The sequence below is a fragment of the Roseovarius sp. MBR-78 genome, assembly GCF_040547535.1.
GTDB lineage: Bacteria > Pseudomonadota > Alphaproteobacteria > Rhodobacterales > Rhodobacteraceae > Roseovarius.
The window spans coordinates 122,769-146,478 of record NZ_JBEPPX010000002.1 but is presented as its reverse complement, the minus strand read 5'-3'; the positions used below and the strand labels follow the sequence as shown (position 1 = coordinate 146,478).

Below are 23,710 nucleotides of genomic sequence, written 5' to 3'. Positions count from 1 at the left end.
TGTGACCCTATATGGCCCCCGAATTCGGGCGCGATTTGGGCGGCATTGAAGCGATTTTCGAGTATCGAAGAATTTTATAGAAAAAAACACCAATGCATTGAAAGAAAACGGGTTTATCTTGAACATTTCCGCTTGGGCACATCCTTGACGTGTAAAATTTGTCAAAAATCGTGCAAGACGTGCTCCGAAATCGCAACGATTCTGGCCTTTGGGGGCGATTGTTGGCATAGTGCTGCAAAACGGTCCGGGGGCGGGGCAGTGCCGATCAACGGAATATTCAGGAATTCATGCGCCTGTGTGGCGCTAGTGGTCGCGGGCCTTGCGCAGGCGGGCGAGCGGGCGGATGCGCCACCGCCGTTTCCCGAGTTTACCTTCAAGCTTGAAAAGGCCCCGAAGCCCGGCGAACGGCGCGGCCCTTTGGTGCAGATCGCGCCCGAGGCCGCACCCCGCGCCGAGGCGGCGCCTGCCACCGGGGCCGCGCCGCGCCTTGGCTGGTTCTGGGAGACGGTACCCGCCGAGGCAGGGGCCGATGGGGCCACCCGCCTGCGCGCGGCGACGGCGCGGGTGGCCAACCCGCCCGCCGGTGTCTCTGTGACCACACCGAGGCTGGAGATGCTGCAAGCCATCCTGCGCGCGCGCGGGGCCGATATCCTGCGCGCCACCATCGGCACGCGCGTGTCCCCCGCGCTAGCGCTGGCGGTGATCGCGGTGGAATCGGGCGGGCGTGCAGAGGCGGTATCAAGCAAGGGCGCGCAGGGGCTGATGCAGCTCATGCCCGACACGGCGGCGCGGTTCGGCGTGGCCGACGCGCTGGCCCCGGCGGCCAATATCGGCGGCGGGGTGGCCTATCTCGACTGGTTGATCGGGGAATTCGGCGGGGATGTGATCCTGGCGCTGGCAGGCTATAACGCGGGCGAGGGGGCGGTGCGCGACCACGCCGGCGTGCCGCCCTTTGCCGAGACGCGCGACTACGTGCCGCTGGTGCTTGCGGCCTTTGACGTGGCACGCGGCCTGTGCAAGACGCGGCCCGAGCTTGTCACCGATGCCTGCGCGTTTGATCTGGCATTGAAATAAAGCATGTTGCTCAAAAACGGGACCCGGTTTTGAGCTTCTCGAACATGCGCCACCAATGAACAGGGCCGGGCGTGTGCCCGGCCCCCGATATCAGGCGACGATGGTTGCCTCGGTGGCGGCGCGGATCTCGTCCTCGGTCACGCCATCGGCGCATTCCACGATGCGCAAGCCGCCCTCGACCACGTCGAGCACGCCAAGGTTGGTGACGATGCGATTGACCACCCCGGTGCCGGTCAGCGGCAGGGTGCATTGCTTCAAGAGCTTCGACTCGCCCGCCTTGTTGGTGTGGTCCATCACCACCACCACCCGGCGCACGCCAGCCACCAGATCCATCGCGCCGCCCATGCCCTTGATGAGCTTGCCGGGGATCATCCAGTTGGCCAGATCGCCGTTTTCGGCCACTTCCATCGCGCCGAGGATCGCCATGGCGATCTTGCCGCCCCGGATCATGCCGAACGAGGTGGCGCTGTCGAAATAGGCGGTGTGAGGCAGCTCTGTGATGGTCTGCTTGCCGGCGTTGATGAGGTCGGGGTCTTCGTCGCCCTCGAGCGGGAAGGGCCCCATGCCGAGCATCCCGTTTTCCGATTGCAGCGTCACCTGCACCCCCTCGGGGATGTAGTTGCTGACCAGCGTCGGAATGCCGATGCCGAGATTGACATAGGTGCCATCCTCAAGCTCTTGCGCGGCGCGTGCCGCCATCTGATTGCGATCCCAGGGCATCAGGCTTCCTCCCTCTTGCGAACGGTGCGTTGCTCGATCCGTTTCTCGTGCTCGCCTTGAATAAGGCGGTGCACGTAGATGCCGGGCAGATGGATATTGTCGGGGTCGAGCGTGCCCGGCTCCACGATTTCCTCGACCTCCATCACGCAGGTGCGCCCGCACATCGCCGCAGGCGGGTTGAAGTTGCGCGCGGTCTTGCGGAAGATCGCGTTGCCGGTGGTATCGGCCTTCCACGCCTTGACGATGCTGAGATCGGCAAAGATGCCGTGCTCCATGATATAGGTCTCGGGCGCGCCGTCGGGGCCGGTGGGAAACTCCTTGTGGTCCTTGCCCTCGGCGATCTGCGTGCCCACCCCGGTCTTGGTGTAGAAGCCGGGAATGCCACAGCCGCCCGCGCGCATCCGCTCGGCAAGCGTGCCCTGGGGGTTGAATTCAAGCTCCAGCTCGCCGCTGAGATATTGCCGCATGAATTCGGCATTCTCGCCGACATAGGACGACATCATCTTTTTCACCTGCCGGGTCTGAAGCAGGATGCCGATGCCGAAATCATCCACGCCCGCGTTGTTGCTGGCGAAGGTGAGATCCTTGACACCCGAATCGCGGATGGCCGAAAGCAGCAATTCGGGAATGCCGCAGAGACCGAAGCCGCCCGCGGCGATCACCATATCATCGCGCAAGAGCCCGTCGAGCGCCTCGGCGGCCGAGCCGTAAACCTTGGACATTGCGAACCTCCTCGTGAAACCTGTCGGGGGTGGTATGGCGGCGGCGTGGGCGCGAGTCAACGCGACGCGCGCACCCAATGACGCGGTTTAGGGAATACTACGTAGCGCCGGCGCGGTGGCCGCTTTCTTGAAAAGAAAGCGGGCGGAAATCTTCCGAAGATTTCGGCTTTCCGGCCTCAGCCGGTTTTCTTGCGTGCCGCAGGCTTTTTGGCGGCGGGTTTCTTCGCAGCGGCTTTCTTGGGCGCAGCTTTTTTCTTGCCGCCCGGTTTCGCCGCCTTGGCCGCGATGAGAGCGAGTGCCGCGTCCAGCGTGATCGCCTCGGGGGGGGTGTCCTTGGGCAGGGTGGCGTTGACCTTGCCCCATTTGACATAAGGCCCATACCGCCCCTCGAAGACCTGCACCGGTCCGCCCTCATCGGGATGCTCGCCCAACTCGCGCAGGGGCTTGGCCGCCGCGCGCCCGCGCCCGCCGGGATTGGCGCGTTTGGCGGCGAGCAGTTCCACCGCGCGGTTCATGCCGATCTCGAACACATCCGCCGGATCCTTGAGATTGGCATAGACCGGCTTGGCGTCCTCGGGGCCCTGATGCATGATATAGGGGCCAAATCGACCGAAATTGGCCTTGACCATGCCGCCCTCGGGATGCGCGCCCACCTCGCGCGGCAGGCTCAGCAGCGTCAGCGCCTTCTCGAGCGTCATCTCCTCGGCCTTCCAGCCCTTGGGCAGGCTGGCGCGCTCTGGCTTCTTGTTCTCTTCCGTGGCCTCGCCGCGCTGCACATAGGGGCCGAAACGGCCCGAGCGCAGCGATATCTCGTTGCCCGCGTCATCCTCGCCGAGGATGCGGTCGCCGTTTTCCGCCGCGTCCCCGCCGATGGGGCGGGTGTAGCGGCATTCGGGGTAATTGCCGCAGCCGACAAAGCCGCCCGAGCGCGAGGTCTTGAGATGCAATTGCCCGGTGCCGCAAAGCGGGCATTGGCGCGGGTCGCTGCCATCCTCGCGGGGCGGGTAGAGCGTGGGCGCGAGCGCTGCGTCGAGCACGTCGAGCACCTGCGTGATCCTGAGTTCCGATGTTTCTGCGATAGCCGCCGAGAAATCGCGCCAGAAGCGGCCGAGGATTTCCTTGTAATCCGCCTCGCCCGCGCTCACCCGGTCGAGATCCTCCTCGAGATTGGCGGTGAATTCGTAGCCCACGTATTTGCGGAAGAAATTGATGAGGAAGGTGGTGACGATGCGGCCCTTGTCCTCGGGGACAAGGCGGCCCTGATCCTTGCGGACATATTCGCGCTCCTCGATGGTGCCGAGCACGCTGGCATAGGTGGAGGGGCGGCCGATGCCCAGCTCTTCCATCTTCTTGACGAGCGTCGCCTCGGTATAGCGCGGCGGGGCCTGGGTGAAATGTTGCAGGGCGAGGGCGGCCTCGTTGTCGGAAAGGATGGCGGCGGGGGTCTCTGCCCCGTCCTGCGCCTTGACGAATTCGGCGCGCAGCCCGGATTTGGCGAATGCGACGCTGTCCCCCTGCATGATCTGCGGCAGGCGGCGGTCGTCCTCGTCGGCGGCGACATCGTCGCGCCCCTCCTCATAGACCTTGAGAAAGCCGTCAAACAGCATCACCTGCCCGGTGGCGCGCAATCCCACCTGCCCATCCTCGCTGCCGATCTCTACGGTGGTGCGTTCGAGCCGGGCGGCGGCCATCTGGCAGGCCAGCGTGCGTTTCCAGATGAGATCGTAGAGCTTGCGCTGATCGGCGTCCGCGATGCGGATCTTGCCTGCGTCGCGCGTCATCTCGGTGGGGCGGATGCATTCATGCGCTTCCTGCGCGTTCTTGGCCTTGTTTTTATACATGCGCGGGGATTTGGGCAGGTAATCGGCGCCGAACCGGTCCTTGATCGCGTCGCGCGCGGCCATCACCGCCTCGGGGGCCATGTCGATGCCGTCGGTGCGCATATAGGTGATGAGCCCGGCCTCGTAGAGGCGCTGCGCGGCGCTCATGCATTGGCGCGCGCCCATGCCGAATTTGCGGCTGGCCTCCTGCTGGAGGGTGGAGGTCATGAACGGGGCCGAGGGGTTGCGCGTGGCGGGCTTGGCCTCGACCGAAGCGACCGTGAGGGCGCGCGAGGCGACGGCCTGCACCGCCATTTCGGCCTGCGTCGCGTTGGCGAGGTCGAACTTGTCGAGCTTGCTGCCCGCGAGCGTGACAAGGCGCCCCTCGAACTCCTGCCCGCGCGGTGTGGTGAGCAGCGCCTTCACGGACCAGTATTCGCGGGCGCGGAACGCCTCGATCTCTTCCTCGCGCTCAACGATGAGGCGCAGGCACACGGATTGCACGCGGCCTGCCGAGCGCGCGCCGGGCAGCTTGCGCCAGAGCACCGGCGAAAGGTTGAAGCCCACGAGGTAATCGAGCGCGCGCCGCGCCAGATAGGCTTCGACCAAGGGCGCGTCGACCTGGCGGGGGTTTTTCATCGCCTCGGTGACGGCGGTTTTGGTGATCGCGTTGAACACCACGCGGCTCACGGGGGTGTCCTTGCGGATCGCCTTGCGCTTGCGCAGGGTTTCCTCGAGATGCCAGCTGATCGCCTCGCCTTCGCGGTCGGGGTCGGTGGCGAGGATCAGCGCGTTGTCGTCCTTCAATGCGTCGGCGATGGCCTTGACATGCTTGCGCGCGTCGGCACCCACCTCCCATGTCATGTCAAAACCGTTCTCGGGATCGACCGATCCATCCTTGGGCGGCAGGTCGCGGACATGGCCATAGCTTGCCAGAACCGTGTAGCCATCGCCGAGATACTTGTTGATTGTCTTGGCCTTGGCGGGGGATTCGACAACGACGACGGGCATGGGCACTCCTTCCGGCTTTGCGGGCCGCTTATGGCGGGGGACCATGTGCGCTGGCAAGGGGGTTTGTCAACGCGGGGCGGGAACCGGGTATGCGGGGGGCTTCAGACCGCGAGCGAGACGAGGCCGCCGGGATGGCGGGTGATGCGTCCGTCAAGCTCCAGCGTGACTAGCGCCGGTGCGATCGCCTGCGCGGGGCTGGCAAGATCGCGGATGAGTTGATCCTCGGCCAGCGGCGAGGGGCCGAGGCGCGCAAGGATCTCGGAATGCAGTGCGGCGGTGTCGCGCAAGGGCCGGGCGGGGCGCGCTGGCGGCGCGGGATCGGGCAGGGGGATTTCGGCCTGAACGGGGGCCTGCGCCTGCGGCAATGCCTCGATCACGTCGGCGGCGCTGCGCACCAGCGTGGCCCCGTCGCGGATCAGCATGTTGCAGCCCGAGGCGCGGGCGTCGATCGGGTGGCCGGGCACGGCCATGACCTCGCGCCCCTGATCGAGGGCGGTGCGCGCTGTGATGAGCGAGCCGGATTTCGCCGCCGCCTCGACCACCACGACCGCGCGGGCCAGCCCGCTGACAAGGCGGTTGCGGGTCGGAAAGTGGCGCGCCTGAGGGACAAGGCCGATGGGTTGCTCCGAAAGGCACAGGCCGGTTTTGGCGATCTGCTGGCACAGCGCCTTGTTCTCGGACGGGTAGATCACATCGACGCCGCCCGCCATGACCGCGATGGTGCCGCGTTCGAGGCTGGCGTGATGGGCGGCGGTGTCGATGCCGCGCGCGAGGCCCGAGGCGATGACAAAGCCCTGCCCGGATAGCTCGGCGGCCAGTGCGCGGGCCATGCGCAGGCCAAGCGAGGAGGCGTTGCGCGCGCCGACGATGGCGATGACGGGGCGCGCGAGCAAGGCCGGATCGCCCTTGATCCAGAGCACGGGTGGCGCGTCGGACAGATCGCGCAGCGCCGCCGGGTAGGCGGGATCGGCATAGGTAAGAAGCCGCGCGCCCGCCTTGGCCCCAGCGCGCAATTCGGCCACGGCCACGCCTTCGGGGCAGGTTGTGTAATCGGGCACGCCCGCGGCGCGGGCGACTTCGGGCAGGGCACCAAGGGCCGCGGCGGCGGTGCCGTGATCGGCGAGCAGACGGTGGAAGGTCGTCGGGCCGACGCGACGAGAGCGCAAGAGGCGAAGCCACGTCACCCGGTCATCTTCCGTGGTGGGTGGGAGTGGGGGGTGAGTGGAAGGATGATTTCTATCGGGCATCCGTGACCTCGCCAACTTGCAAGGACAGGGATAGCGCACGCAGGGTTAACGGGCGGTAAACCGAAACGGGGGGCGGTGTGGGTTTTTTGGAGATTTCGTTTAAGATATTGATATATTGCGGTAATTATTTTATCGACGGTGGGATGGGCTGAGGTTAGATGCGTATTTCTTGCAAGATGTAGCCGGGGCAGTGGTGGCTGCGGCGGGACAGGTTCTCGCGTCACGGGGGGTGAGCCCGCGCCTATGCTTGGTTCATGTTGCGCCGGTGGTGGGTTTCACCCACCCTACAGAAATTGCTGGCTACAGACTGCGTCCGAGCAACTAAGACCGCACTACGAGGCCAAAATCGCTTGAAAAGATAGCAAGTAATGTGGAGATTGCTCCCAAATAGATCAAAAATTGGGAATGTTGATTTGAGGAGATCGGGTTGAGCGATGTCAATGACATAGATGCTGAATTGCTAGATGTTTGGAATAGCAATACGTTTGGACGCTCACTTTGCGAGGAACTGTCTGAAAACCAAGCGCTTATTGAGCAATATCATCGCGAAGATGCGCGATTGCTCGGTCTCGACAGAAATGAACACCTGGCGGAATGTCTGCGCGGTAACCGATATTTCAACCAATACGAGGCTCTACAGATTCGTGTCGCTGACATTATCGCGGAACGCCAAATTCGCGTTTGGCATTATACAAGGCTTCTCGACTTTGAAATTACTGCTATGAAAAATGCGATTGAGGTGTCGACCGAAGAAGGAATGCAAGCACGGTTGACCGAGCTTGAGCGTCGAGGCCATCTTTCTGCTGTAGAAGTTCAAATGTTACTAGAGCGAAGCGCGCTAAAAACGCAGAAAGAATGTAGAGAGAATAGATTTTTCTGCGTTCCATCTCCAATGAGCGTGACTGAACGAGGTGTCGAACTTCTTTTGAGGAATTGGGGCGGCGAAGTTGTCTATTTCCACCAGCAGGACGAAGACTTACTTCAGAAACTTCAAGAGTTGGGACTTCCAAGGGTTATTGAGATTGCTGCAAAGGTATCTGATTCAATGTCGCGATACTCGCTCGCGGACTGTGTTCTGAACACGTATGCAGTCGACTTGGGATTTCCACTCTGCCCCACGAACACCGACCTTTGCATCAAGGAAAATCCACCCCCAGCCAAGGTTCTTGCCGTTCACACACAAGGGGAGCAAGCGTTTCATCAATTAGGATGCGGCTATCCAGATGGTGCCGAAGTTCTGCGCAGCCGACATGGACGATGGAACAAAAGTTTTGACGGCTGAGGCGTGTATCTTAAAACCTGTTCATAAATTGCGCTGAAATTATCGCCCCCTAAACCGCCGATCCCCCCACCGTCAGCCCGCCGATCAGCACCGTGGGCTGGCCCACGCCCACGGGCACCCATTGGCCCTGTTTGCCGCAATTGCCCATGCCGGGATCGAGCGCCATGTCGTTGGCCAGCCCCCGGATGCGCTGGAGGGCGGTGGCGCCGTCGCCGATGAGGGTGGCGCCTTTGACCGGGGCACCGATCCGGCCGTTCTTCACGCGGTAGGCCTCGGTGCAGGAGAAGACGAACTTGCCATTGGTGATATCGACCTGCCCGCCGCCGAAGCCCACCGCGTAGATCCCGTCCTTCAGCTCGGCCACCAGATCGCCGGGGGTGGCGTCGCCGCCCAGCATATAGGTGTTGGTCATGCGCGGCATGGGGGCGTGGGCGTAGCTTTCGCGCCGCCCGTTGCCGGTGGGGGCCACGCCCATCAGGCGGGCGTTCTGGCGGTCCTGCATGAAGCCCACAAGGATGCCGTCCTCGATCAGCACGTTGCGCGCCGAGGGCGTGCCTTCGTCGTCGATGGTGAGCGAGCCGCGCCGGTCGGGGAGGGTGCCGTCGTCGAGCACGGTGACGCCGGGGGCGGCGATGCGTTGGCCCATAAGACCGGCGAAGGCGGAGCTTCCCTTGCGGTTGAAATCGCCCTCGAGCCCGTGGCCGATGGCCTCGTGCAAAAGGATGCCGGGCCAGCCGGGGCCAAGGACCACGTCCATCATTCCGGCGGGCGCGTCCTCGGCCTCTAGGTTCACCAGCGCCACGCGCAGCGCCTCGCGGGTCTTGGCCTGCCAGGCAGCGGGGTCAATGAGGCCGGTGAGGCCAAGACGCCCGCCGCCCCCGGCGCTGCCCTGTTCGCGGCGGCCATTTTCCTCGACGATGACCGCGACATTGACGCGGGTCATGGGGCGGGTGTCGCGCAATTCCTGACCGTCGGGGCGCAGGATCACCACCTCCTGCAATGAGGCCGCGAGCGAGGCGGTGACCTGCACCACGCGCGGATCGAGCGCGCGGGCGAAGGCGTCGATCTCGCGCAGGGTCTCGATCTTGACGGGGAAGGCGGCCCCGGCGATGGGGTCTTCGTCGGTATAAAGGTGGCGGTTGGTGGGGGCGGGGTTGGTGGCGAGCGTGGCCCCGCCTGCGCCCACGGCAAGGCGGGCGGTCTCGACCGCGCGCTTCAGCGCCGCCTCGGTCACGTCTGAGGAATGGGCGTAGCCGGTCACCTCGCCCTGCACCGCGCGCAGGCCGAACCCCTCGGAGGCATCATAGGAGGCAGAGCGAAGCCGCCCGTCATCAAAGCTCAGCGCCTCGGCGCGGCGGCGCTCTAGAAACAGCTCGCCATCATCGGCCCCAAGGGTTGCTGCGCGCAAATGCCGCAGCGCCGAGTCGCGGTCGATCAGCGTGTCAAAGGGGCGGAACCGGGTATCGCTCATGTGGTTTTGTCCTGTATGGGGGCTGTGCGGCTGATGGGCGCAGCTTGATCTAAATCAAAAAAGCGTCCGTTTGCCGCAATGCTCTTTCTTGTCGTCATCAGCAGAATATGGTTTTAGAGTGCCGCAAGACAACGGCCTTCCGCCGCAGCCCGGCCCGCATGGGCAGGGCCAATGACATGAACAGCTCAACCGACCAGGGTGCCAAATGCGATTTACCCCCAGCCTCATGGCCGTCATGGCCGCCATCCTCGCCCTTCCGGCGCATGCGCAAGAGATCGTCGGCGCGCCTGTCGCGGGCAAAACCGGGTTTCAGCCTGCGGCAACCGAGCTTGCCCGCGATCTGCAATGGCTCGACGGGGCGATCAACATCATCATCATCGCGATCACGATATTCGTGACCGGGCTGCTGGCCTATGTGATCCTGCGCTACAACCGGCGCGCCAACCCGACGCCCGCGAAATTCACCCACAACACGCCGGTTGAGATCGCCTGGACCATCGTGCCGATCCTGATCCTTGTGTTCATCGGGGCCAATTCGCTGCCGATCCTGTTCAAGCAGCAGGAGATCCCCGAGGGCGAGATCCATGTCAAGGCGACCGGGTATCAGTGGTATTGGGGCTATGAATATACCGATCACGACTTCGGCTTTGACAGCTACATGATCGGCGCGCCGGCCACGGGTGGCGACAACCGGTTGACGCCCGAGGTGGAGGCGCAACTCGTCGAGGCGGGATATAGCCGTGACGAGTTCCTGCTCGCGACCGATACCGCCCTGGTCGTGCCGGTGAACAAGACCGTGGTGATGACCGTGACCGGCGCCGACGTGATCCATAGCTGGACGATCCCCGCCTTCGGCGTCAAGCAGGACGCGGTGCCGGGGCGGCTGGCGCAGCTTTGGTTCAAGGCCGAGAAAGAGGGCATCTATTTCGGGCAATGCTCCAAGCTGTGCGGGCAGTCCCACGCCTATATGCCGATCACCGTCAAGGTGGTGAGCGAGGCGGAATATGCCGCGTGGCTGAAGGGCGCGGTCGAGGAATATGCCGGCGATCCGTCCACCCTGCCGGAGGCGGTGCAGGTGGCGACGGCTGACTGAGTGTGCAGGGCCGGGCGCGCCCCGGCCTTGTAACTGCCCTGAAATGATGAACAAAAGAGCCTGACCCATGAGCGACGCAAGCCTGCACAGTGCCAGCGCCACGCAACAAGGCGAGGCTGGTTTCGGCGATTTCTTTGCGCTGCTGAAACCGCGCGTCATGACGCTTGTGGTGTTCACGGCGCTGGTGGGGCTGTTGGCGGCACCGGTTGCGGTGCATCCGGTGGTGGCGCTGGCGGCGATCCTGTTCATCGCGGTGGGCGGCGGGGCGGCGGGCGCGCTCAACATGTGGTGGGAATCCGATATCGACGCGATGATGAAGCGCACGCGCAAGCGGCCCATCCCCACAGGCCGGGTCAGCCGCGACGAGGCGTTCGCCTTCGGGATCACGCTGGCGGCTATGTCGGTTGTGATGCTGTGGCTTGCGACCAATGCGCTGGCCGCTGCGATCCTGGCCTTTACCATCTTTTTCTACGTGGTGATCTACACCATCGGCCTCAAACGCTGGACGCCTCAGAATATCGTCATCGGCGGTGCGGCGGGGGCGTTTCCACCGATGATCGGCTGGGCGGCGGCGACCGGCACGATAAGCATAGAATCGGTGTTGATGTTCGCGCTCATCTTCATGTGGACGCCACCGCATTTCTGGGCGCTGGCGCTGTTCATGCGCGGCGACTATGACAGCGCGGGCGTGCCGATGCTGACCGTCACCCATGGCCGCCGCGCCACGAGGGTGCATATCCTGGCCTATACCGTGCTGCTGGCCGTCCTGGCGGTGGGCGCGGCGTTCACCGGGATCGGCGGGCCGGTCTATCTCGCTGTTGCGGTGGTGTTCAACGCGCTCTTCCTGCGCGATGCGGTGGCGATCTGGCGGCGCGACGAAGCCGTGGCCGAGGCCGATAACTACCGGGTCGAAAAGCGCGCCTTCCGGCTGTCGCTTTGGTATCTCTTCGCGCATTTCACCGCCATTCTGGCCGAGGCGGTATTGCGCGGCTTGGGCATGGGGGTGTGGTCATGAGCTTTCGCGAGCAACACGAGATCCACAAGCGGCGGTTCGGGCGCAATCTGGGGCTTGGCCTTGTCCTGGCGCTGTTCGTGGCGCTGGTCTTTGGGCTGACCATCGCCAAGGTCTCGAACGAGAATTTCACCGTGCCCGCGAAGATAGGGGAGCGGAATTGATGGCGTTTGATGCGAAAACCAAAACCCTCGGGCAGCTTGTCGGCGTTGTGGTGCTCATGGGCGGGCTGGCATGGGCGTCGGTGCCGTTCTATGACTGGTTCTGCCGTGTCACCGGGTTTGGCGGCGTGACCGGGGTGGCAACCGCGGGCAGCGACGAGGTGCTGGAGCAGACCATCACGGTGCGGTTCGACGCAAGCAAGGATCGAGGGATGCCGTGGGAGTTCAAACCCGTGGAGCGCGAGATGGAGTTGCGCATCGGCGAGACGGGGCTGGCATTTTACGAGGCTTACAACCCCACCGACCGCGTGGTGGCGGGGCGCGCCAATTATAACGTCGTGCCCTACGAGGCGGGCGGGTTCTTTACCAAGATCGACTGTTTCTGTTTCACCGAACAGGTGTTGCAACCCGGAGAGCGGGTGCAGATGCCGGTGACATTCTATGTTGACCCCGCGATCGTCGATGACCGCGAGGGGCAATATGTCCACACGATCACGCTGTCCTATACGTTCCACGAGATCGACCTGCCGGAAAATCATGCGGGCCTTGCGCCCGTCAAAACAGGCGGTAAAACGCTGAATTGAGCCTGCGACGAGGGAAAACACCAAGATGGCACATACCAAGAACCACGATTACCACATCCTGCCCCCCTCCCTCTGGCCGCTTCTGGGCGCGCTGGCGGGCTTTGTCATGCTGTTCGGGGCGGTGCTGTTCTTTCACGATCACGGCCCGTGGATGCTGCTCGCCGGTCTGATCGGCGTGCTTTACGTGATGTTCGGCTGGTGGGCCGATGTCGTCCACGAGGGGCAGACCGGCGACCACACCCCGGTGGTGCGGATCGGGCTGCGCTATGGCTTCATCATGTTCATCATGTCCGAGGTGATGTTTTTCGCCGCGTGGTTCTGGAGCTTTTTCAAGCACGCCATGTATCCGATGGGCCCCTCTTCGCCGGCGGTCGATGGCATCTGGCCGCCCGCCGGGATCGAGACGTTTGATCCGTGGCACCTGCCGCTCATCAATACGCTTATCCTCTTGTGTTCGGGCTGTGCCGCGACCTGGGCGCATCACGCGCTGGTGCATGAGAACAACCGCAAGGACATGAAATGGGGCCTGATCCTGGCGATTGCGCTGGGCGCGATCTTTACCGTGTTCCAGGCCTATGAATACAGCCATGCGGGCTTTGGCTTTTCCGGCAATATCTACGGGGCCAATTTCTTCATGGCCACCGGCTTTCACGGCGCGCATGTCATCATCGGCACTATCTTTCTCTTTGTCTGCCTGATGCGGGTGATGAAGGGGCACTTCACGCCCGAGCAGCATGTGGGCTTCGAGGCGGCGGCGTGGTATTGGCATTTCGTCGATGTGGTCTGGCTGTTTCTTTTTGCCGCTGTCTACGTCTGGGGCGGCTGAGCGCGACGCGCCTGCGGCGCGGATATTTTTGGCAAGATGAAGATGCGGGGGTTTTCCTTCCCCGCATTTTCCGTTTGAAGGCAAGCCATGCGGAAAACCGTTCTGATCCCCCTGATATTTGGCATTGCCGGTGTGGCGGTGCTTGTCTGGCTGGGCCTTTGGCAGTTGGAGCGGCTGGCCTGGAAAGAGGGTATTCTGGCCGAGATCGAGGCGCGGGTGTCGGCGGAGCCGGTGGCGCTGCCCGAGGTGGTGGAGCCGGGGGCGGATCGCTATCTGCCGGTGGTGGCCACGGGCAGGATCGGGCCGCGCGTGCTGCGGGTGCTGGTGAGCCGCAAGCAGGTGGGGCCGGGGTATCGGCTCATATCCGCGCTGGAGACCGGTGGGCGGCGTGTGTTGCTGGATCGCGGGTTCATCGCGGTCGAGGATGCGATTCCGACGCCCGAGGGCGCGATGACTGTGCGCGGCAACCTGCACTGGCCCGATGACCGGCTGAGCTCGACGCCGGAAAACGATGTCGCGGGCAACATGTGGTTCGCGCGCGACATCGCGCAGATGGCCGGTGAATTGGGCACCGAGCCGCTCTTGATCGTGGCGCGCGAGGTGGCACCGCCCGAGCCGGGCGTGACACCCTTGCCGGTGGATACGGGCCACATTCCGAACGATCACCTGAGTTACGCGATCACATGGTTTTCGCTGGCCGCGATCTGGGCGGTGATGACCGGGGCATTCATCTGGCGGCAGGGGCGCGCCGCGAAAGGGGCAGGGACATGAGGTATATCTCGACGCGGGGGCAGGCCCCCGTCCTGGGGTTCGAGGAGGCGATGCTGACCGGGCTGGCGCGCGATGGCGGGCTTTACCTGCCCGAGACCATCCCGCAGATGAGCGCCGATGATATCCGCGCGCTGGAGGGCGTGAGCTATGAGGAGGCGGCGTTCCGGGTGATGTGGCCCTATCTTGGCGGTGCGTTCACCGAGGACGAGTTTCGCGGCATCATCGCGCGGGCCTATGCGGGCTTTGGCCATGCCGCGCGGGCGCCTTTGAAGCAACTGGATTCGGGGCACTTCCTGCTGGAGCTGTTCCACGGGCCGACGCTGGCGTTCAAGGATTTCGCCATGCAGTTGATCGGGCAGATGTTCGAGGCCTCGCTCAAGCGATCGGGGGAGCGGGTGTGCATCGTCGGCGCGACGAGCGGCGATACCGGCTCGGCGGCGATCGAGGCGTTTCGGGGGCTGGAGGCGGTGGACGTGTTCATCCTCTACCCGCATGGCCGCGTGTCCGAAGTGCAGCGGCGGCAGATGACGACGCCGGTTGAGGCCAATGTTCATGCGCTGGCGATTGACGGTGATTTCGACGATGCGCAGGCGCGCGTGAAGGACATGTTCAACGATTTCACCTTCCGCGACGAGGTGCGGCTGGCGGGGGTGAACTCGATCAACTGGGCGCGGGTGCTGGCGCAGGTGGTGTATTATTTCACCTCCGCGGTGAGCCTTGGCGCGCCGGATCGCAAGGTGAGTTTCACTGTGCCCACGGGCAATTTCGGTGACATTTTCGCGGGCTATATCGCGAGGGCCATGGGCCTGCCGATTGACCGGCTGGTGGTGGCGACCAATCGCAACGACATCCTGCATCGCTGCCTGAGCACGGGCGAGTATCGCCCCGATGGGGTGGCTCCGACGATCAGCCCGTCGATGGATATCCAGGTATCGTCGAATTTCGAGCGGGCGCTGTTTTATGCCTATGGGCAGGATGGGCGCGCGGTGGCGCAGGTGATGGACGAGTTGAAGGCGGGCGGGTTTGCCGTGAGCCAGGGCGCGTTGCAGGCGCTGCGCGAGGTGTTCGATAGCGGGCGCGCGGATGAGGATGAGACCCGAGCCGCGATCCGCGCGACGCTTGCCACAAGCGGCGAATTGCTGTGTCCGCATAGCGCCGTGGGCGTGCATGTGGCAGAGGCGCAGCGCGTGCCCGGCGTGCCGATGATCACGCTCGCCACCGCACATCCGGCGAAATTTCCGGCGGCGGTGGAGGCCGCGAGCGGCACCCACCCCCCCTTGCCCGCGCGCATGGCGGACCTGTATGACCGCGCAGAGCGCATGACGCGGGTCGCCAATGACCTCGCCGCCATCGAGACCCTTATCAAGGAACGGATCACCAATTGAGCGTCAACCTGACCACCCTTTCCAACGGATTTCGCATCGTCTCCGAGGCCATGCCGGGGCTGCAATCGGCCGCCGTGGGCGTCTGGGTGCTGGCCGGTGCCCGCCACGAGGAGGCGGCGCAGAACGGCATCGCGCATTTCCTCGAGCATATGGCGTTCAAGGGCACGGCGCGGCGCTCGGCGCTGGAGATTGCCGAGGCCATCGAGAACGTGGGCGGCTATATCAACGCCTATACGAGCCGCGAGGTCACGGCCTATTACGCGCGTGTTCTCAAGAACGATGTGGGGCTGGCCACCGATGTGCTGGCCGATATCCTGCGCAACCCGGCCTTTGACGCGCGCGAGATCGAGGTGGAGCGCGGCGTGATCCTGCAAGAGATCGGGCAGGCGCTCGACACGCCCGACGATATCATCTTCGACTGGTTGCAGGAGCGCGCCTATCCCGATCACCCGCTGGGACGCACCATTCTGGGGCCAGAGGAGCGGGTGCGCGGCTTTGCCCGGCCCGATCTGGAGGGGTTCGTGGACCGCCATTACCGGCCCGGCCAGATGGTGCTGGCGGCGGCGGGGGCGGTCGATCATGATGTGCTGGTGCGCCTGGCCGAGGATATGTTCGGCGACATGGCCCCCGCCCCCGTGGTCGAGGCCCCGCGCGCGCGATTTGCGGGCGGCGAGGTGCGGCGCGAAAAGGCACTGGAGCAGGCGCATTTCGCGCTGGCCTTTGAGGGCCCCGATTACGCCCATGCCGATATCCATGCCGCGCAGATCTATGCCACAGCACTTGGCGGCTCGATGTCGTCGCGGCTCTTCCAGGAGGTACGCGAGCGGCGGGGGCTTTGCTATACGATCTTCGCGCAGGCCGGGGCCTATGCCGATACCGGCATGATGACGATCTATGCGGGCACCTCTGCGGATGCGACCGGAGAGCTGGCGCATGTCACCATCGACGAGATGAAGCGCGCCGCCGATGACATGAGCATCGAGGAGGTCGAGCGCGCGCGCGCGCAGATGAAGGCCGGGCTGCTGATGGGGCTGGAAAGTCCCAGCAACCGGGCCGAGCGGCTGGCGCGGATGTTGCAGATCTGGGGCAGGGTGCCCGATGTGGCCGAGGTGGTCGAGCGGATCGACGCGGTGGAGCTTGGGGATGTGCGGCGGGTGGCCGAGACCACGGTGGCGCAGGCCCCGGCGGCGCTGGCGCTATACGGGCCGGTCTCGGGCGCGCCGGACCTTGCCAGCCTCGATGCGAGGCGCGCGGCCTGATGCTGTTCCTGCCACGTCGGCCCGTCAGGATCGAGACCGAGCGTCTGACCCTGCGCCAGCCGGTGATGGCGGATTTTCGTCATTGGAGCGCACTGCGCGCCGAAAGCGCCGCGTTCCTCACCCCGTGGGAGCCCGCCTGGGCCCCCGATCACCTGTCGCGCAAGGCGTTCAGCAACCGGGTGTGGTGGGCGCAGCGGGCTATTTCGGGGGGCAGCGCGCTGCCGCTCTTTCTGATTCGGCGCGAGGATGGCGCGCTTCTGGGGGCGATCACGCTCGACAATATCCGGCGCGGACCGGCGCAGGTGGGCAATCTCGGCTATTGGATCGGGGCCGTTCACGCGCGGCAGGGCTATATGGGGGAGGCGATCGCGGGCGTGGTCCATCACGCGTTCGAGCGGCTCGACCTGAGCCGGATCGAGGCCGCCTGCCTGCCCGAGAACGCGGCCTCGCGCGGGCTGTTGGAGAAATGCGGCTTCAAATATGAGGGCGTGGCGCAAAGCTATCTTCAGATCAACGGACGCTGGCGCACGCATGTGCTTTATGCCGCGCTGCGGGCGGATCGGCGGGGGCGAACCGAAGTGGGCTGAGAGCAGGTGATGGCGCGGGGGGAGTGGTCTGCATTGCCCGGCGCCATCGCCTGCCGCGTTGCGTCCCCGTGCCTCAGCCGGACCTTGGCACCGCCACCAGCCCCAGATCGCGGGCGGTGTCGAGCGCGAGGATATCGCTGTCGAGGCCGCGATCCGATTGCAAGCGCCGCACAGCCTTGCGGGTGCGCGCGTCCATCCGCCCCGTCACCGGCCCGGTATGAAGCGCCCGCGCGATCAGCGCGCGTTGCAGCGAGGCGATGAAATCGGGGGTTTGCATCTGGGGGCAGGGGGTCTCGATCCAGCGCACGCGGCGTTCCTCGACGATAACCTGCCGGGTCTCGGTGGCGTAGCGCGCAGGCACCAGCACGCGGTCCCCGGCATCGGTCACGGCGGGGGCGGTCTGCACCTGTTCGGTGACCGTCTCGATCACGGCGGGCGAGACCTGCTTGCCCCAGCAGGTGCCGGGCGGCGCGCCGGGTGGGGCCTCGGCAAGGCCGGGGGGGGGCGTCGGCGCGCCGGGCAGGGGCTGACAGGCGGCGAGCGCGAGCGCAAGGCCAAGGGCGGAGGCTGTGCGGCGGGGCATGGGCGGCGGATCGGTCCGGGCTGGGGCTGTCGGCCGAAACCTAGCCGGTTTGTGCGCGCGGGGGAAGCGCGGCATCGGCCAGCCGGTCGAGCAGCGGCGAGATATCCTCGATTTCCTCGGCCACGACATGGATCACCCCAGCCTGCCGCTCCACCCGGCCCGTGACACGCAAGAGCCGCCCGGCGATCACCGCGCGGCGATACCGCTCGAACAGGGTGCGCCAGACGATGACATTGACGACCCCGGTTTCGTCCTCGAGCGTGAGAAACACCACCCCGCGCGCCGTGCCGGGGCGTTGCCGCAGGATCACCAGCCCCGCCACCGCCACGCGCCGCCCCGGCGGCACCTCGGGCAGGCGGGCGGCGATGAGGGCCGAAGGCGGGCGGGGCAGGGGGTGCATCATGTGAACAAAGATAGAACATGCGTGCGCGGCAGCAAGACTTTTTCCCCGCGCGTGGCAAATGGGGCTGGCCTCGGGCAGGGGGGTTGACTAGGTAATCCTTCGAATTGTTGTTACAGGAGCATCCCGCATCATGGCGAAGATCACCTATATCGAGCATAACGGCACGCGCCACGAGGTCGAGGTGGCCAATGGCCTCACGGTGATGGAGGGCGCGCGCGATAACGGCATCCCCGGCATCGAGGCCGATTGCGGCGGGGCCTGCGCCTGCTCGACCTGCCATGTCTATGTCGATCCCACCTGGGTAGAGAAGCTGCCCGCGAGAGAGGACATGGAAGAGGACATGCTCGATTTCGCCTATGAGCCCGATCCCGCGCGCTCGCGCCTGACCTGCCAGTTGAAGGTCACCGATGCGCTTGACGGTCTCGTGGTGCAGATGCCCGAGCGCCAGATCTGAGGTGATGCGCGCGGCGCTGGTCCTTGCTGCACTTCTGTGGCCGGGCATGGTGGCGGCAGAGGCGGTGGTGACGGCGCGCTATGCCGATCCGACCGAGCGCTATGGCCACCGGGTGCTGGGCATGGGGGGCGAATGGGGGGCGCTGGTGCTTGGTCTTGCCGATGGCGAGACGCGGCGGATCACCTTGCCGCTGCATCTGGTTTTCGAGGATATCGCTCCGCGTCTGGCCGATCTTGACGGCGATGGCGCGGTCGAAGTCATCGTGGTGGAATCGAGCCTCACCAAGGGCGCGCGGCTTGCCGTCTACGGCCCCGAGGGGCGCATCGCGGCGACCCCCCATATCGGCACGCGCAACCGTTGGCTTGCGCCGGTCGGGGCCGCCGATCTGGATGGGGACGGGGAGGTGGAGATCGCCTATATCGACCGCCCGCATCTTGCTCAGGTGTTGCGGATATGGCGGTTCCGCGATGGTGCGCTCGGGCATGTGGCGGATGTGCCGGGGCTGACCAACCACAAGATCGGCTGGGATGTCATCCCCGGCGGCATCCGGGCCTGCGGCGAGACCCCCGAGATCATCACCGCCGCGCGCGGCTGGCAGCACGTGGTGGCAACGCGGTATCGCGACGGAGAGGCGGTCAGCGTGGTGATCGGCGACTATTCCGGCCCCGAGACGCTCGACGCCGCGCTGGCCTGCCGCTGAGGCGGGATGGGTGTGATGGTCTGCCGGGGGCGTGGAAGGGGACATTGGCAGTCCTTCTCCGCGCGGAAGCAAGGTGCCGCAGGCACCGCCGCGCGATCGCTGGGCCGTCCCTCGGCCTAGCGATTTTGAGAGGGCGCGTAACCTATAGGCGTTACACAGGTTTGGCTGGCATAAAGTGGCCGTCTCCCCGGTGCATCGCTAGTCCCCGGCCCAGCGACCGCGCGGCTTATCCCCAAGCGGCAACGTCCGCAACGATCCCTCCGCCCCAGCCGCACCCCCGAACGCCGCAATATCAGAGCACCGCACGCTCCGCGAGGCGGTGATCTATGAGGCTGATGACATGGGCAAGGCAGGCCACCGCACCGGGGCCTGTCAGCCCGTTGGCCGCACGCGCAAGGGCGCTGTCGCCCGCGTCTCGCGCCACGCCTGATAGGAACTGCGCGGCATAGGCCAACGCCGCGCCGTCGGGGGTATCGCCCAGCAGGTCGCGCATGTGATCGAGATCGTCGCGATATGCGAGCGGGTCGGGCGCGATGCTGTCGAGTGGGATCACGCGCGGGCCGCGCGGGCCATGATCGGGCGGCAGGTGGCGCAGGATTTCCGATTGAAAGAGGCCAAGACTGTCCAGCGGCTTGGCAAGAAACCCGTCCGCCCCCGCCGCCCGCGCCGCAGAGGCGGCATCCGGGGTGCCGCTCATAGCGAGAATCACGCCGATGCGCGGTCGCGCCTGCGCCAGCCTGGCGACCAGATCGAGCCCCGAGCCATCGGGCAGCCCGATATCGACGAGAATCACCGACGGACGATAGACCGACAGGTGCCGCCGCGCCGCGCCAAGGCTGTCGGCGCGGCGGATGCGCGCTCCGCTGCGCAGGCACATGAGGCGCAGCGCCTCGCAGGCGAACCGGCTGTCCTCGACCACGAGGACGGTCATGCCCAGAAGCGGGCGCGCGCCGCCCTGCGTGGCGGGCCGGGGGGCGAGGGTGTCGTGATCGCGCATGGCGGTGATCCCTTCTTGCTTGCTCAGGCCCAAAGCATGGCCCGTCATTGATGAATGCGCGGTTAACGGGTGGCTGCGGCGGCGCGCCCGCTTGCCTCTCGCGCCCGTCGCCGCCATAACAGCGCCACCATGCCAGCAAAGGAGAGCCCCATGATCGGACGTCTCAACCATGTCGCCATCGCCGTGCCCGATCTCGAGGCCGCGCGCGCGCAATATCGCGATGCGCTGGGGGCCAGGGTCGGCGCGCCGCAGGACGAACCCGATCACGGCGTCACGGTCGTGTTCATCGAATTGCCCAACACCAAGATCGAGCTGCTTTACCCCTTGGGCGAGGACAGCCCGATCAACGGCTTTCTGGAGAAAAACCCCTCGGGCGGGATTCACCATGTCTGCTACGAGGTCGAGGATATCCTCGCGGCGCGCGACCATCTCAAGGCCAGCGGTCTGCGCGTGCTGGGGGATGGCGAGCCAAAGATCGGCGCGCATGGCAAGCCGGTCCTGTTCCTGCATCCCAAGGACATGAACGGCACCCTGACCGAGCTGGAGCAGGTCTGATGGGGATCACGTCGGCCATCGTGCTCTACGTGGTGATCTGGTTCCTGACCTTTTTCGTGGTGATGCCGATCCGTATCCAGACGCAGGGCGATCTGGGTCGCATCGTGCCCGGCACACATGCGGGTTCGCCCGAGCATCATCACCTGAAGAAAAAGGCCTGGATCACCACCGGCATCGCCTTTGTGCTGTGGGCGGTCTGCGCCTATGTGATCCTGTCGGGGATGATCTCGGTGCGCGATATCGACATGTTCAACCGGATGGGCCCGCCCGCCGCCGGATAGCGTGGTAGATATGGGTGAAGGTGGCCGCGCCCAGAATCGGAATCAGCAGGTTCAGCAGCGGCACCGAGAGCGGCATCGCCATCAGCACCCCGGCGGCCCAGATCGTGAGGCGGTTCTTCTTGCGCAGGCGAATGGCCGCAACGCGCCCCTCGCGGCGCATGGCGGCGAGGGTGAAATATTCCATCCCCAGCAGATAGCCGTTCAGCCCCCAGAAGATGAAGAGCGCAAACGGCGTGAAGATCGCATAGAGGATCAGCGCCAGCGTGTTGGCAAGCACGATCACCCCGAGGAAATTCACCGTGTCCTTGAGCGCCTCGCCAAAGCCCGTGCCCGCCACCGGGGCCAAGCCGGGGTAATGGCGGTCCTCGACCGCCTGCGCCACCTCGTCGAGAAACAGCGACGTGATCGCCGAGGCCACCGGCACCATCAGGAACACCGACAGCCCCACCATCAGAAACAGCGAGGCCCCGCTCAGCAGGTCGCCCAGCCATGTCACCTCGCCGATGAGCGGCAGAACGGTGGTATCGCCCACCGTCGCCTTTACCAGCCACAGCACCCCGGCATAGGCCACCACCAGAAGCGCCAGCGTCAGCCCGATTCCCAGCAGCAGCACTCGGCGAAAGCGCGGATCGCCCAATTGGCCGAGGGTCTTGAGAAAGGCCGCGAAAATCATGCGTCCATCCAGGTGGTGCGTTCGTCTGTATCGGGCCGCGGGCGTTCGGGCGGGGTGGCGGTTTGCGCGCCGATATGGACAAAGCCCACGATCCGCTCGTGATCCGCGATGCCAAGCGCCTGTTGCGCAAAGCCCGCATCATGGGCCGCCCAGCCGGTGAGCCAGTTGGCCCCCCAGCCCGCCGCCAGCGCCGCCATCAATAGCCCGTAAGCCACGCAGGCGGCGGAATCGGCCTGCTCCACGGCGGGCACCTTGTCGGAGGGCCGGGGCGAGGCGATCACCGCCACGGCGAGATGCGCCTCGGCGAATTGCGCGCGTTGCTTGGCGATCTCTGCCTCGATCTTGTCCAGCCGCGCGCCGCAGCCCTCTACCAGCGCCGCAAGGCGCAGCAGCGCGGCCCGTTCCAGCACCACGAGCCGCCACGGCTCGAGCTTGCTATGATCGGGGCAGCGCAGGGCAATCTCCAGCAGCGGGCGCAGGGCGGCGCGGTCGGGCACCGGCAGGCCGAGCGTCTTGGCCGGGCGCGACCGGCGGGTTTGCAGAAAGGCCAGGGCGGCGGGGGCGGGATCGGGCATCAAGCCTCTCCTTGATTATGTCGCGGCGGTTGGTGGCATCATGTCGGCAACCCGGCGCGCGGGGTCAACCCCTTGCTTGCGGGGGGGCAGGGGGCTTGCGCAGGCCGGGGTCGCGTGGAAGGGTTCTCGGGCGCGAAACATCCCGCCGAGCCCCCCGTTGTGAGCCAGAGCTGCCCCATGCCCGTCCCCCGCCTTGCCGTGCGCGCCGTGATCGTCGAGGAGGCGCGGCTCTTGCTGGTCAATGCCTTTGCCAATGCCGACAGCACGCTGTGGTGCGCGCCGGGTGGCGGGGTCGAGGCCCATGCCTCGCTGCCCGAGAACCTGATACGCGAGGTGCACGAGGAGACCGGGTTGGTGATCGCGGTGGGCGCGCCCTGCCTTGTCAACGAGTTCCACGCGCCCGAGGCGGGATTTCATCAGGTGGAGGTGTTCTTTCGCGCGCGCATCGTCAGCGGCGCGCTCTGCGAGGACTGGCGCGACCCCGAGGGCGTGGTGAGCCGCCGCCAATGGGTGACGCAGGCCGAGATGGCGGCGCTGCGCGTCAAGCCCGACAGCCTGCGCGACGTGGCCTTTGCGCGGGGCATGGGCTACGATCCGCTGGAACGCCTCGTCAGCCCCTGAACCGCAGCACCGAGACCGCCACGCCGCCCAGCACCAGCGCGCTGGCAAGCACGGTTTGCAGGCCGAGGCCCTCGCCGAGAAACACCATGCCGCCCGCCACCGCGATCACCGGCACCGTGAGTTGCGCCACCGCCGCGACCGATGCGTCAAGCCCCGGCAGCACGCGATACCACAGCGCATAGCCAAGCCCCGAGGTGATCGCCCCGGCAAGGATCGCCAGCGCGATGCCCTCGGGGCCGATATGCGTGCCGCCGCTGCCTGCGGATAGCGCCAGCCCGATCAGCACGCCCAAGGGCGCGGCGAGGATGAAATTCGCCGCCGTCGCCTGAAGCGCGTCCACCGCGCGCCGCCCGTTGAGCGAGTAGAGGCCCCAGCCCACCCCGGCGGCGGCCATCGACAGGCCATGCGGCACGCTGATGCGCGGCCCCGCGCCGGGCCAGAGCAGCCATGCCAGCCCGGCCAGCGCCAGCGCCGCCCCGATCCATCGGCGCGGCGGCGTGACCTCGCCCGCCACAAGGCCGCCCGCGAACATGGTGATCTGCACCACACCAAAGAGGATGAGCGCGCCCAGCCCTGCATCGAGCGCGGTGTAGGCGGCGGAAAAACCATAGATATAGACCAGAAGCGCGACCACGCCCATCACCCGCCCCGCGCCGCCGAGCCGTAACCGCCCGCGCAGGGCAAGACACAGCGCGCCCAGCATCACCGCCCCCGCGATCAGGCGGATGGAGCCAAAGCTCGCCGCGTCAATGCTGCCGCCCGCAAGCGCCATCCGGTTCAGCACCGAATTGGCGGCAAAGGCGATCATGGTAAGGGCGGTCAGGGCAAATAGGCGCATCAGCC

General features: G+C 65.7%; 27 protein-coding genes. 16 read left to right on the top strand and 11 right to left on the bottom strand.

Annotated features, from left to right (window positions below):
* The first annotated feature begins 297 nt into the window (after positions 1–297).
* The gene (locus tag ABIE58_RS02325) at positions 298–1,074 is read left to right on the top strand and encodes a lytic transglycosylase domain-containing protein (RefSeq protein WP_354543065.1); all 777 of its coding nucleotides are present in this window, start codon (positions 298–300) and stop codon (positions 1,072–1,074) included.
* Positions 1,075–1,164: 90 nt separating this feature from the next.
* Here ABIE58_RS02325 and ABIE58_RS02320 read toward each other — a convergent pair whose 3' ends face one another.
* The 4 genes from ABIE58_RS02320 to dprA all read right to left on the bottom strand — a co-directional run bounded on the left by ABIE58_RS02320 (position 1,165) and on the right by dprA (position 6,594).
* The gene (locus ABIE58_RS02320) at positions 1,165–1,794 is read right to left on the bottom strand and encodes a 3-oxoacid CoA-transferase subunit B (RefSeq protein ID WP_354543064.1); all 630 of its coding nucleotides are present in this window, start codon (positions 1,792–1,794) and stop codon (positions 1,165–1,167) included.
* Positions 1,794–2,516, bottom strand: a complete 723-nt coding sequence (locus ABIE58_RS02315) for a CoA transferase subunit A (protein WP_354543063.1) — start codon at positions 2,514–2,516, stop codon at positions 1,794–1,796. Before ABIE58_RS02315 ends, ABIE58_RS02320 begins: the two co-directional genes overlap by 1 nt.
* 176 nt (positions 2,517–2,692) lie before the next feature.
* Positions 2,693–5,347, bottom strand: a complete 2,655-nt coding sequence (gene topA, locus ABIE58_RS02310) for a type I DNA topoisomerase (RefSeq protein WP_354543062.1) — start codon at positions 5,345–5,347, stop codon at positions 2,693–2,695.
* Between the two features lie 101 nt (positions 5,348–5,448).
* Positions 5,449–6,594 carry a DNA-processing protein DprA gene (gene dprA, locus ABIE58_RS02305; RefSeq protein ID WP_354543061.1) on the bottom strand — a complete coding sequence of 382 codons (1,146 nt, stop codon included), beginning with the start codon at positions 6,592–6,594 and terminating at the stop codon, positions 5,449–5,451.
* Positions 6,595–7,021: 427 nt separating this feature from the next.
* Here dprA and ABIE58_RS02300 point away from each other — a divergent pair, with 427 nt between their 5' ends.
* Positions 7,022–7,876 (top strand): hypothetical protein, encoded by an 855-nt coding sequence (locus ABIE58_RS02300; RefSeq protein ID WP_354543060.1) that lies wholly within the window; start codon positions 7,022–7,024, stop codon positions 7,874–7,876.
* Positions 7,877–7,925: 49 nt separating this feature from the next.
* On the opposite strand, the gene tldD is transcribed toward ABIE58_RS02300, so the two are convergent.
* Positions 7,926–9,347 carry a metalloprotease TldD gene (gene tldD, locus ABIE58_RS02295; protein ID WP_354543059.1) on the bottom strand — a complete coding sequence of 474 codons (1,422 nt, stop codon included), beginning with the start codon at positions 9,345–9,347 and terminating at the stop codon, positions 7,926–7,928.
* 205 nt (positions 9,348–9,552) lie between these two features.
* Here tldD and coxB point away from each other — a divergent pair, with 205 nt between their 5' ends.
* The 9 genes from coxB to ABIE58_RS02250 all read left to right on the top strand — a co-directional run bounded on the left by coxB (position 9,553) and on the right by ABIE58_RS02250 (position 17,025).
* Complete coding sequence (gene coxB, locus ABIE58_RS02290) at positions 9,553–10,440, top strand: cytochrome c oxidase subunit II (protein ID WP_354543058.1); 888 nt, start codon at positions 9,553–9,555, stop codon at positions 10,438–10,440.
* Positions 10,441–10,507: 67 nt separating this feature from the next.
* Positions 10,508–11,455, top strand: a complete 948-nt coding sequence (gene cyoE, locus ABIE58_RS02285) for a heme o synthase (RefSeq protein WP_354543057.1) — start codon at positions 10,508–10,510, stop codon at positions 11,453–11,455.
* Positions 11,452–11,616, top strand: coding sequence for a cytochrome c oxidase system small membrane protein (locus ABIE58_RS02280; RefSeq protein WP_354543056.1), 165 nt, complete (start codon positions 11,452–11,454; stop codon positions 11,614–11,616). The genes cyoE and ABIE58_RS02280 overlap by 4 nt, the downstream gene beginning before the upstream one ends.
* Positions 11,616–12,197: a cytochrome c oxidase assembly protein gene (locus ABIE58_RS02275; protein ID WP_354543055.1), complete on the top strand. Its 582-nt coding sequence runs from the start codon at positions 11,616–11,618 to the stop codon at positions 12,195–12,197. Before ABIE58_RS02280 ends, ABIE58_RS02275 begins: the two co-directional genes overlap by 1 nt.
* A gap of 25 nt (positions 12,198–12,222) precedes the next feature.
* Complete coding sequence (locus ABIE58_RS02270; RefSeq protein ID WP_354543054.1) at positions 12,223–13,023, top strand: cytochrome c oxidase subunit 3; 801 nt, start codon at positions 12,223–12,225, stop codon at positions 13,021–13,023.
* A gap of 87 nt (positions 13,024–13,110) precedes the next feature.
* Positions 13,111–13,794: an SURF1 family protein gene (locus tag ABIE58_RS02265; RefSeq protein ID WP_354543053.1), complete on the top strand. Its 684-nt coding sequence runs from the start codon at positions 13,111–13,113 to the stop codon at positions 13,792–13,794.
* Positions 13,791–15,179 (top strand): threonine synthase, encoded by a 1,389-nt coding sequence (gene thrC, locus ABIE58_RS02260; protein ID WP_354543052.1) that lies wholly within the window; start codon positions 13,791–13,793, stop codon positions 15,177–15,179. The genes ABIE58_RS02265 and thrC overlap by 4 nt, the downstream gene beginning before the upstream one ends.
* Positions 15,176–16,438: a M16 family metallopeptidase gene (locus ABIE58_RS02255; protein WP_354543051.1), complete on the top strand. Its 1,263-nt coding sequence runs from the start codon at positions 15,176–15,178 to the stop codon at positions 16,436–16,438. The genes thrC and ABIE58_RS02255 overlap by 4 nt, the downstream gene beginning before the upstream one ends.
* Positions 16,438–17,025, top strand: coding sequence for a GNAT family N-acetyltransferase (locus tag ABIE58_RS02250; protein WP_354543050.1), 588 nt, complete (start codon positions 16,438–16,440; stop codon positions 17,023–17,025). The genes ABIE58_RS02255 and ABIE58_RS02250 overlap by 1 nt, the downstream gene beginning before the upstream one ends.
* A 73-nt stretch (positions 17,026–17,098) precedes the next feature.
* Here the strand turns inward: ABIE58_RS02250 and ABIE58_RS02245 are convergent, their stop codons facing one another.
* Together ABIE58_RS02245 and ABIE58_RS02240 are read right to left on the bottom strand one after the other, a co-directional pair.
* Positions 17,099–17,608, bottom strand: coding sequence for a peptidoglycan-binding domain-containing protein (locus ABIE58_RS02245; protein ID WP_354543049.1), 510 nt, complete (start codon positions 17,606–17,608; stop codon positions 17,099–17,101).
* A gap of 40 nt (positions 17,609–17,648) precedes the next feature.
* Positions 17,649–18,011 carry an OB-fold nucleic acid binding domain-containing protein gene (locus ABIE58_RS02240; protein ID WP_354543048.1) on the bottom strand — a complete coding sequence of 121 codons (363 nt, stop codon included), beginning with the start codon at positions 18,009–18,011 and terminating at the stop codon, positions 17,649–17,651.
* Between the two features lie 130 nt (positions 18,012–18,141).
* Here ABIE58_RS02240 and ABIE58_RS02235 point away from each other — a divergent pair, with 130 nt between their 5' ends.
* Together ABIE58_RS02235 and ABIE58_RS02230 are read left to right on the top strand one after the other, a co-directional pair.
* The gene (locus ABIE58_RS02235) at positions 18,142–18,465 is read left to right on the top strand and encodes a 2Fe-2S iron-sulfur cluster-binding protein (RefSeq protein WP_354543047.1); all 324 of its coding nucleotides are present in this window, start codon (positions 18,142–18,144) and stop codon (positions 18,463–18,465) included.
* A gap of 4 nt (positions 18,466–18,469) precedes the next feature.
* Positions 18,470–19,165 carry an FG-GAP repeat domain-containing protein gene (locus ABIE58_RS02230; RefSeq protein WP_354543046.1) on the top strand — a complete coding sequence of 232 codons (696 nt, stop codon included), beginning with the start codon at positions 18,470–18,472 and terminating at the stop codon, positions 19,163–19,165.
* Between the two features lie 292 nt (positions 19,166–19,457).
* On the opposite strand, the gene ABIE58_RS02225 is transcribed toward ABIE58_RS02230, so the two are convergent.
* Positions 19,458–20,162: a response regulator gene (locus ABIE58_RS02225; RefSeq protein WP_354543045.1), complete on the bottom strand. Its 705-nt coding sequence runs from the start codon at positions 20,160–20,162 to the stop codon at positions 19,458–19,460.
* A gap of 150 nt (positions 20,163–20,312) precedes the next feature.
* Between ABIE58_RS02225 and mce the strand changes: the two genes are divergently transcribed.
* Together mce and ABIE58_RS02215 are read left to right on the top strand one after the other, a co-directional pair.
* Complete coding sequence (mce, locus tag ABIE58_RS02220) at positions 20,313–20,717, top strand: methylmalonyl-CoA epimerase (protein WP_354543044.1); 405 nt, start codon at positions 20,313–20,315, stop codon at positions 20,715–20,717.
* On the top strand, positions 20,717–20,998 hold the full coding sequence (locus ABIE58_RS02215; protein WP_354543043.1) for a DUF1467 family protein: 282 nt from the start codon (positions 20,717–20,719) through the stop codon (positions 20,996–20,998). Before mce ends, ABIE58_RS02215 begins: the two co-directional genes overlap by 1 nt.
* Here ABIE58_RS02215 and ABIE58_RS02210 read toward each other — a convergent pair.
* Together ABIE58_RS02210 and ABIE58_RS02205 are read right to left on the bottom strand one after the other, a co-directional pair.
* Entirely contained in the window at positions 20,967–21,671 is a 705-nt protein-coding gene (locus ABIE58_RS02210; RefSeq protein ID WP_354543042.1) for an EI24 domain-containing protein, read from the bottom strand. The two genes, ABIE58_RS02215 and ABIE58_RS02210, sit on opposite strands and share 32 nt — an antisense overlap.
* Positions 21,668–22,246 carry a nitroreductase family protein gene (locus tag ABIE58_RS02205; RefSeq protein WP_354543041.1) on the bottom strand — a complete coding sequence of 193 codons (579 nt, stop codon included), beginning with the start codon at positions 22,244–22,246 and terminating at the stop codon, positions 21,668–21,670. The genes ABIE58_RS02210 and ABIE58_RS02205 overlap by 4 nt, the downstream gene beginning before the upstream one ends.
* Before the next feature lie 177 nt (positions 22,247–22,423).
* Between ABIE58_RS02205 and ABIE58_RS02200 the strand changes: the two genes are divergently transcribed.
* Positions 22,424–22,867 carry an NUDIX domain-containing protein gene (locus ABIE58_RS02200; protein ID WP_354543040.1) on the top strand — a complete coding sequence of 148 codons (444 nt, stop codon included), beginning with the start codon at positions 22,424–22,426 and terminating at the stop codon, positions 22,865–22,867.
* Here ABIE58_RS02200 and ABIE58_RS02195 read toward each other — a convergent pair.
* A complete protein-coding gene (locus tag ABIE58_RS02195; RefSeq protein ID WP_354543039.1) occupies positions 22,857–23,705 on the bottom strand; it encodes a DMT family transporter in 849 nt (282 codons plus the stop codon). The genes ABIE58_RS02200 and ABIE58_RS02195 overlap by 11 nt on opposite strands.
* Positions 23,706–23,710: the final 5 nt, after the last annotated feature.

Coding starts and splice junctions, on each gene's coding strand:
- ABIE58_RS02315 (WP_354543063.1), bottom strand. CDS start 2,516: ATGTCCAAGGTTTACGGCTCGGCCGCCGAGGCGCTCGACGGGCTCTTG.
- ABIE58_RS02265 (WP_354543053.1), top strand. CDS start 13,111: ATGCGGAAAACCGTTCTGATCCCCCTGATATTTGGCATTGCCGGTGTG.
- ABIE58_RS02205 (WP_354543041.1), bottom strand. CDS start 22,246: ATGCCCGATCCCGCCCCCGCCGCCCTGGCCTTTCTGCAAACCCGCCGG.
- ABIE58_RS02225 (WP_354543045.1), bottom strand. CDS start 20,162: ATGCGCGATCACGACACCCTCGCCCCCCGGCCCGCCACGCAGGGCGGC.
- ABIE58_RS02250 (WP_354543050.1), top strand. CDS start 16,438: ATGCTGTTCCTGCCACGTCGGCCCGTCAGGATCGAGACCGAGCGTCTG.
- tldD (WP_354543059.1), bottom strand. CDS start 9,347: ATGAGCGATACCCGGTTCCGCCCCTTTGACACGCTGATCGACCGCGAC.
- coxB (WP_354543058.1), top strand. CDS start 9,553: ATGCGATTTACCCCCAGCCTCATGGCCGTCATGGCCGCCATCCTCGCC.
- ABIE58_RS02230 (WP_354543046.1), top strand. CDS start 18,470: ATGCGCGCGGCGCTGGTCCTTGCTGCACTTCTGTGGCCGGGCATGGTG.
- ABIE58_RS02280 (WP_354543056.1), top strand. CDS start 11,452: ATGAGCTTTCGCGAGCAACACGAGATCCACAAGCGGCGGTTCGGGCGC.
- ABIE58_RS02245 (WP_354543049.1), bottom strand. CDS start 17,608: ATGCCCCGCCGCACAGCCTCCGCCCTTGGCCTTGCGCTCGCGCTCGCC.
- thrC (WP_354543052.1), top strand. CDS start 13,791: ATGAGGTATATCTCGACGCGGGGGCAGGCCCCCGTCCTGGGGTTCGAG.
- ABIE58_RS02240 (WP_354543048.1), bottom strand. CDS start 18,011: ATGATGCACCCCCTGCCCCGCCCGCCTTCGGCCCTCATCGCCGCCCGC.
- ABIE58_RS02235 (WP_354543047.1), top strand. CDS start 18,142: ATGGCGAAGATCACCTATATCGAGCATAACGGCACGCGCCACGAGGTC.
- ABIE58_RS02270 (WP_354543054.1), top strand. CDS start 12,223: ATGGCACATACCAAGAACCACGATTACCACATCCTGCCCCCCTCCCTC.
- ABIE58_RS02320 (WP_354543064.1), bottom strand. CDS start 1,794: ATGCCCTGGGATCGCAATCAGATGGCGGCACGCGCCGCGCAAGAGCTT.
- cyoE (WP_354543057.1), top strand. CDS start 10,508: ATGAGCGACGCAAGCCTGCACAGTGCCAGCGCCACGCAACAAGGCGAG.
- dprA (WP_354543061.1), bottom strand. CDS start 6,594: ATGCCCGATAGAAATCATCCTTCCACTCACCCCCCACTCCCACCCACC.
- topA (WP_354543062.1), bottom strand. CDS start 5,347: ATGCCCGTCGTCGTTGTCGAATCCCCCGCCAAGGCCAAGACAATCAAC.
- ABIE58_RS02210 (WP_354543042.1), bottom strand. CDS start 21,671: ATGATTTTCGCGGCCTTTCTCAAGACCCTCGGCCAATTGGGCGATCCG.
- ABIE58_RS02275 (WP_354543055.1), top strand. CDS start 11,616: ATGGCGTTTGATGCGAAAACCAAAACCCTCGGGCAGCTTGTCGGCGTT.
- mce (WP_354543044.1), top strand. CDS start 20,313: ATGATCGGACGTCTCAACCATGTCGCCATCGCCGTGCCCGATCTCGAG.
- ABIE58_RS02200 (WP_354543040.1), top strand. CDS start 22,424: ATGCCCGTCCCCCGCCTTGCCGTGCGCGCCGTGATCGTCGAGGAGGCG.
- ABIE58_RS02195 (WP_354543039.1), bottom strand. CDS start 23,705: ATGCGCCTATTTGCCCTGACCGCCCTTACCATGATCGCCTTTGCCGCC.
- ABIE58_RS02215 (WP_354543043.1), top strand. CDS start 20,717: ATGGGGATCACGTCGGCCATCGTGCTCTACGTGGTGATCTGGTTCCTG.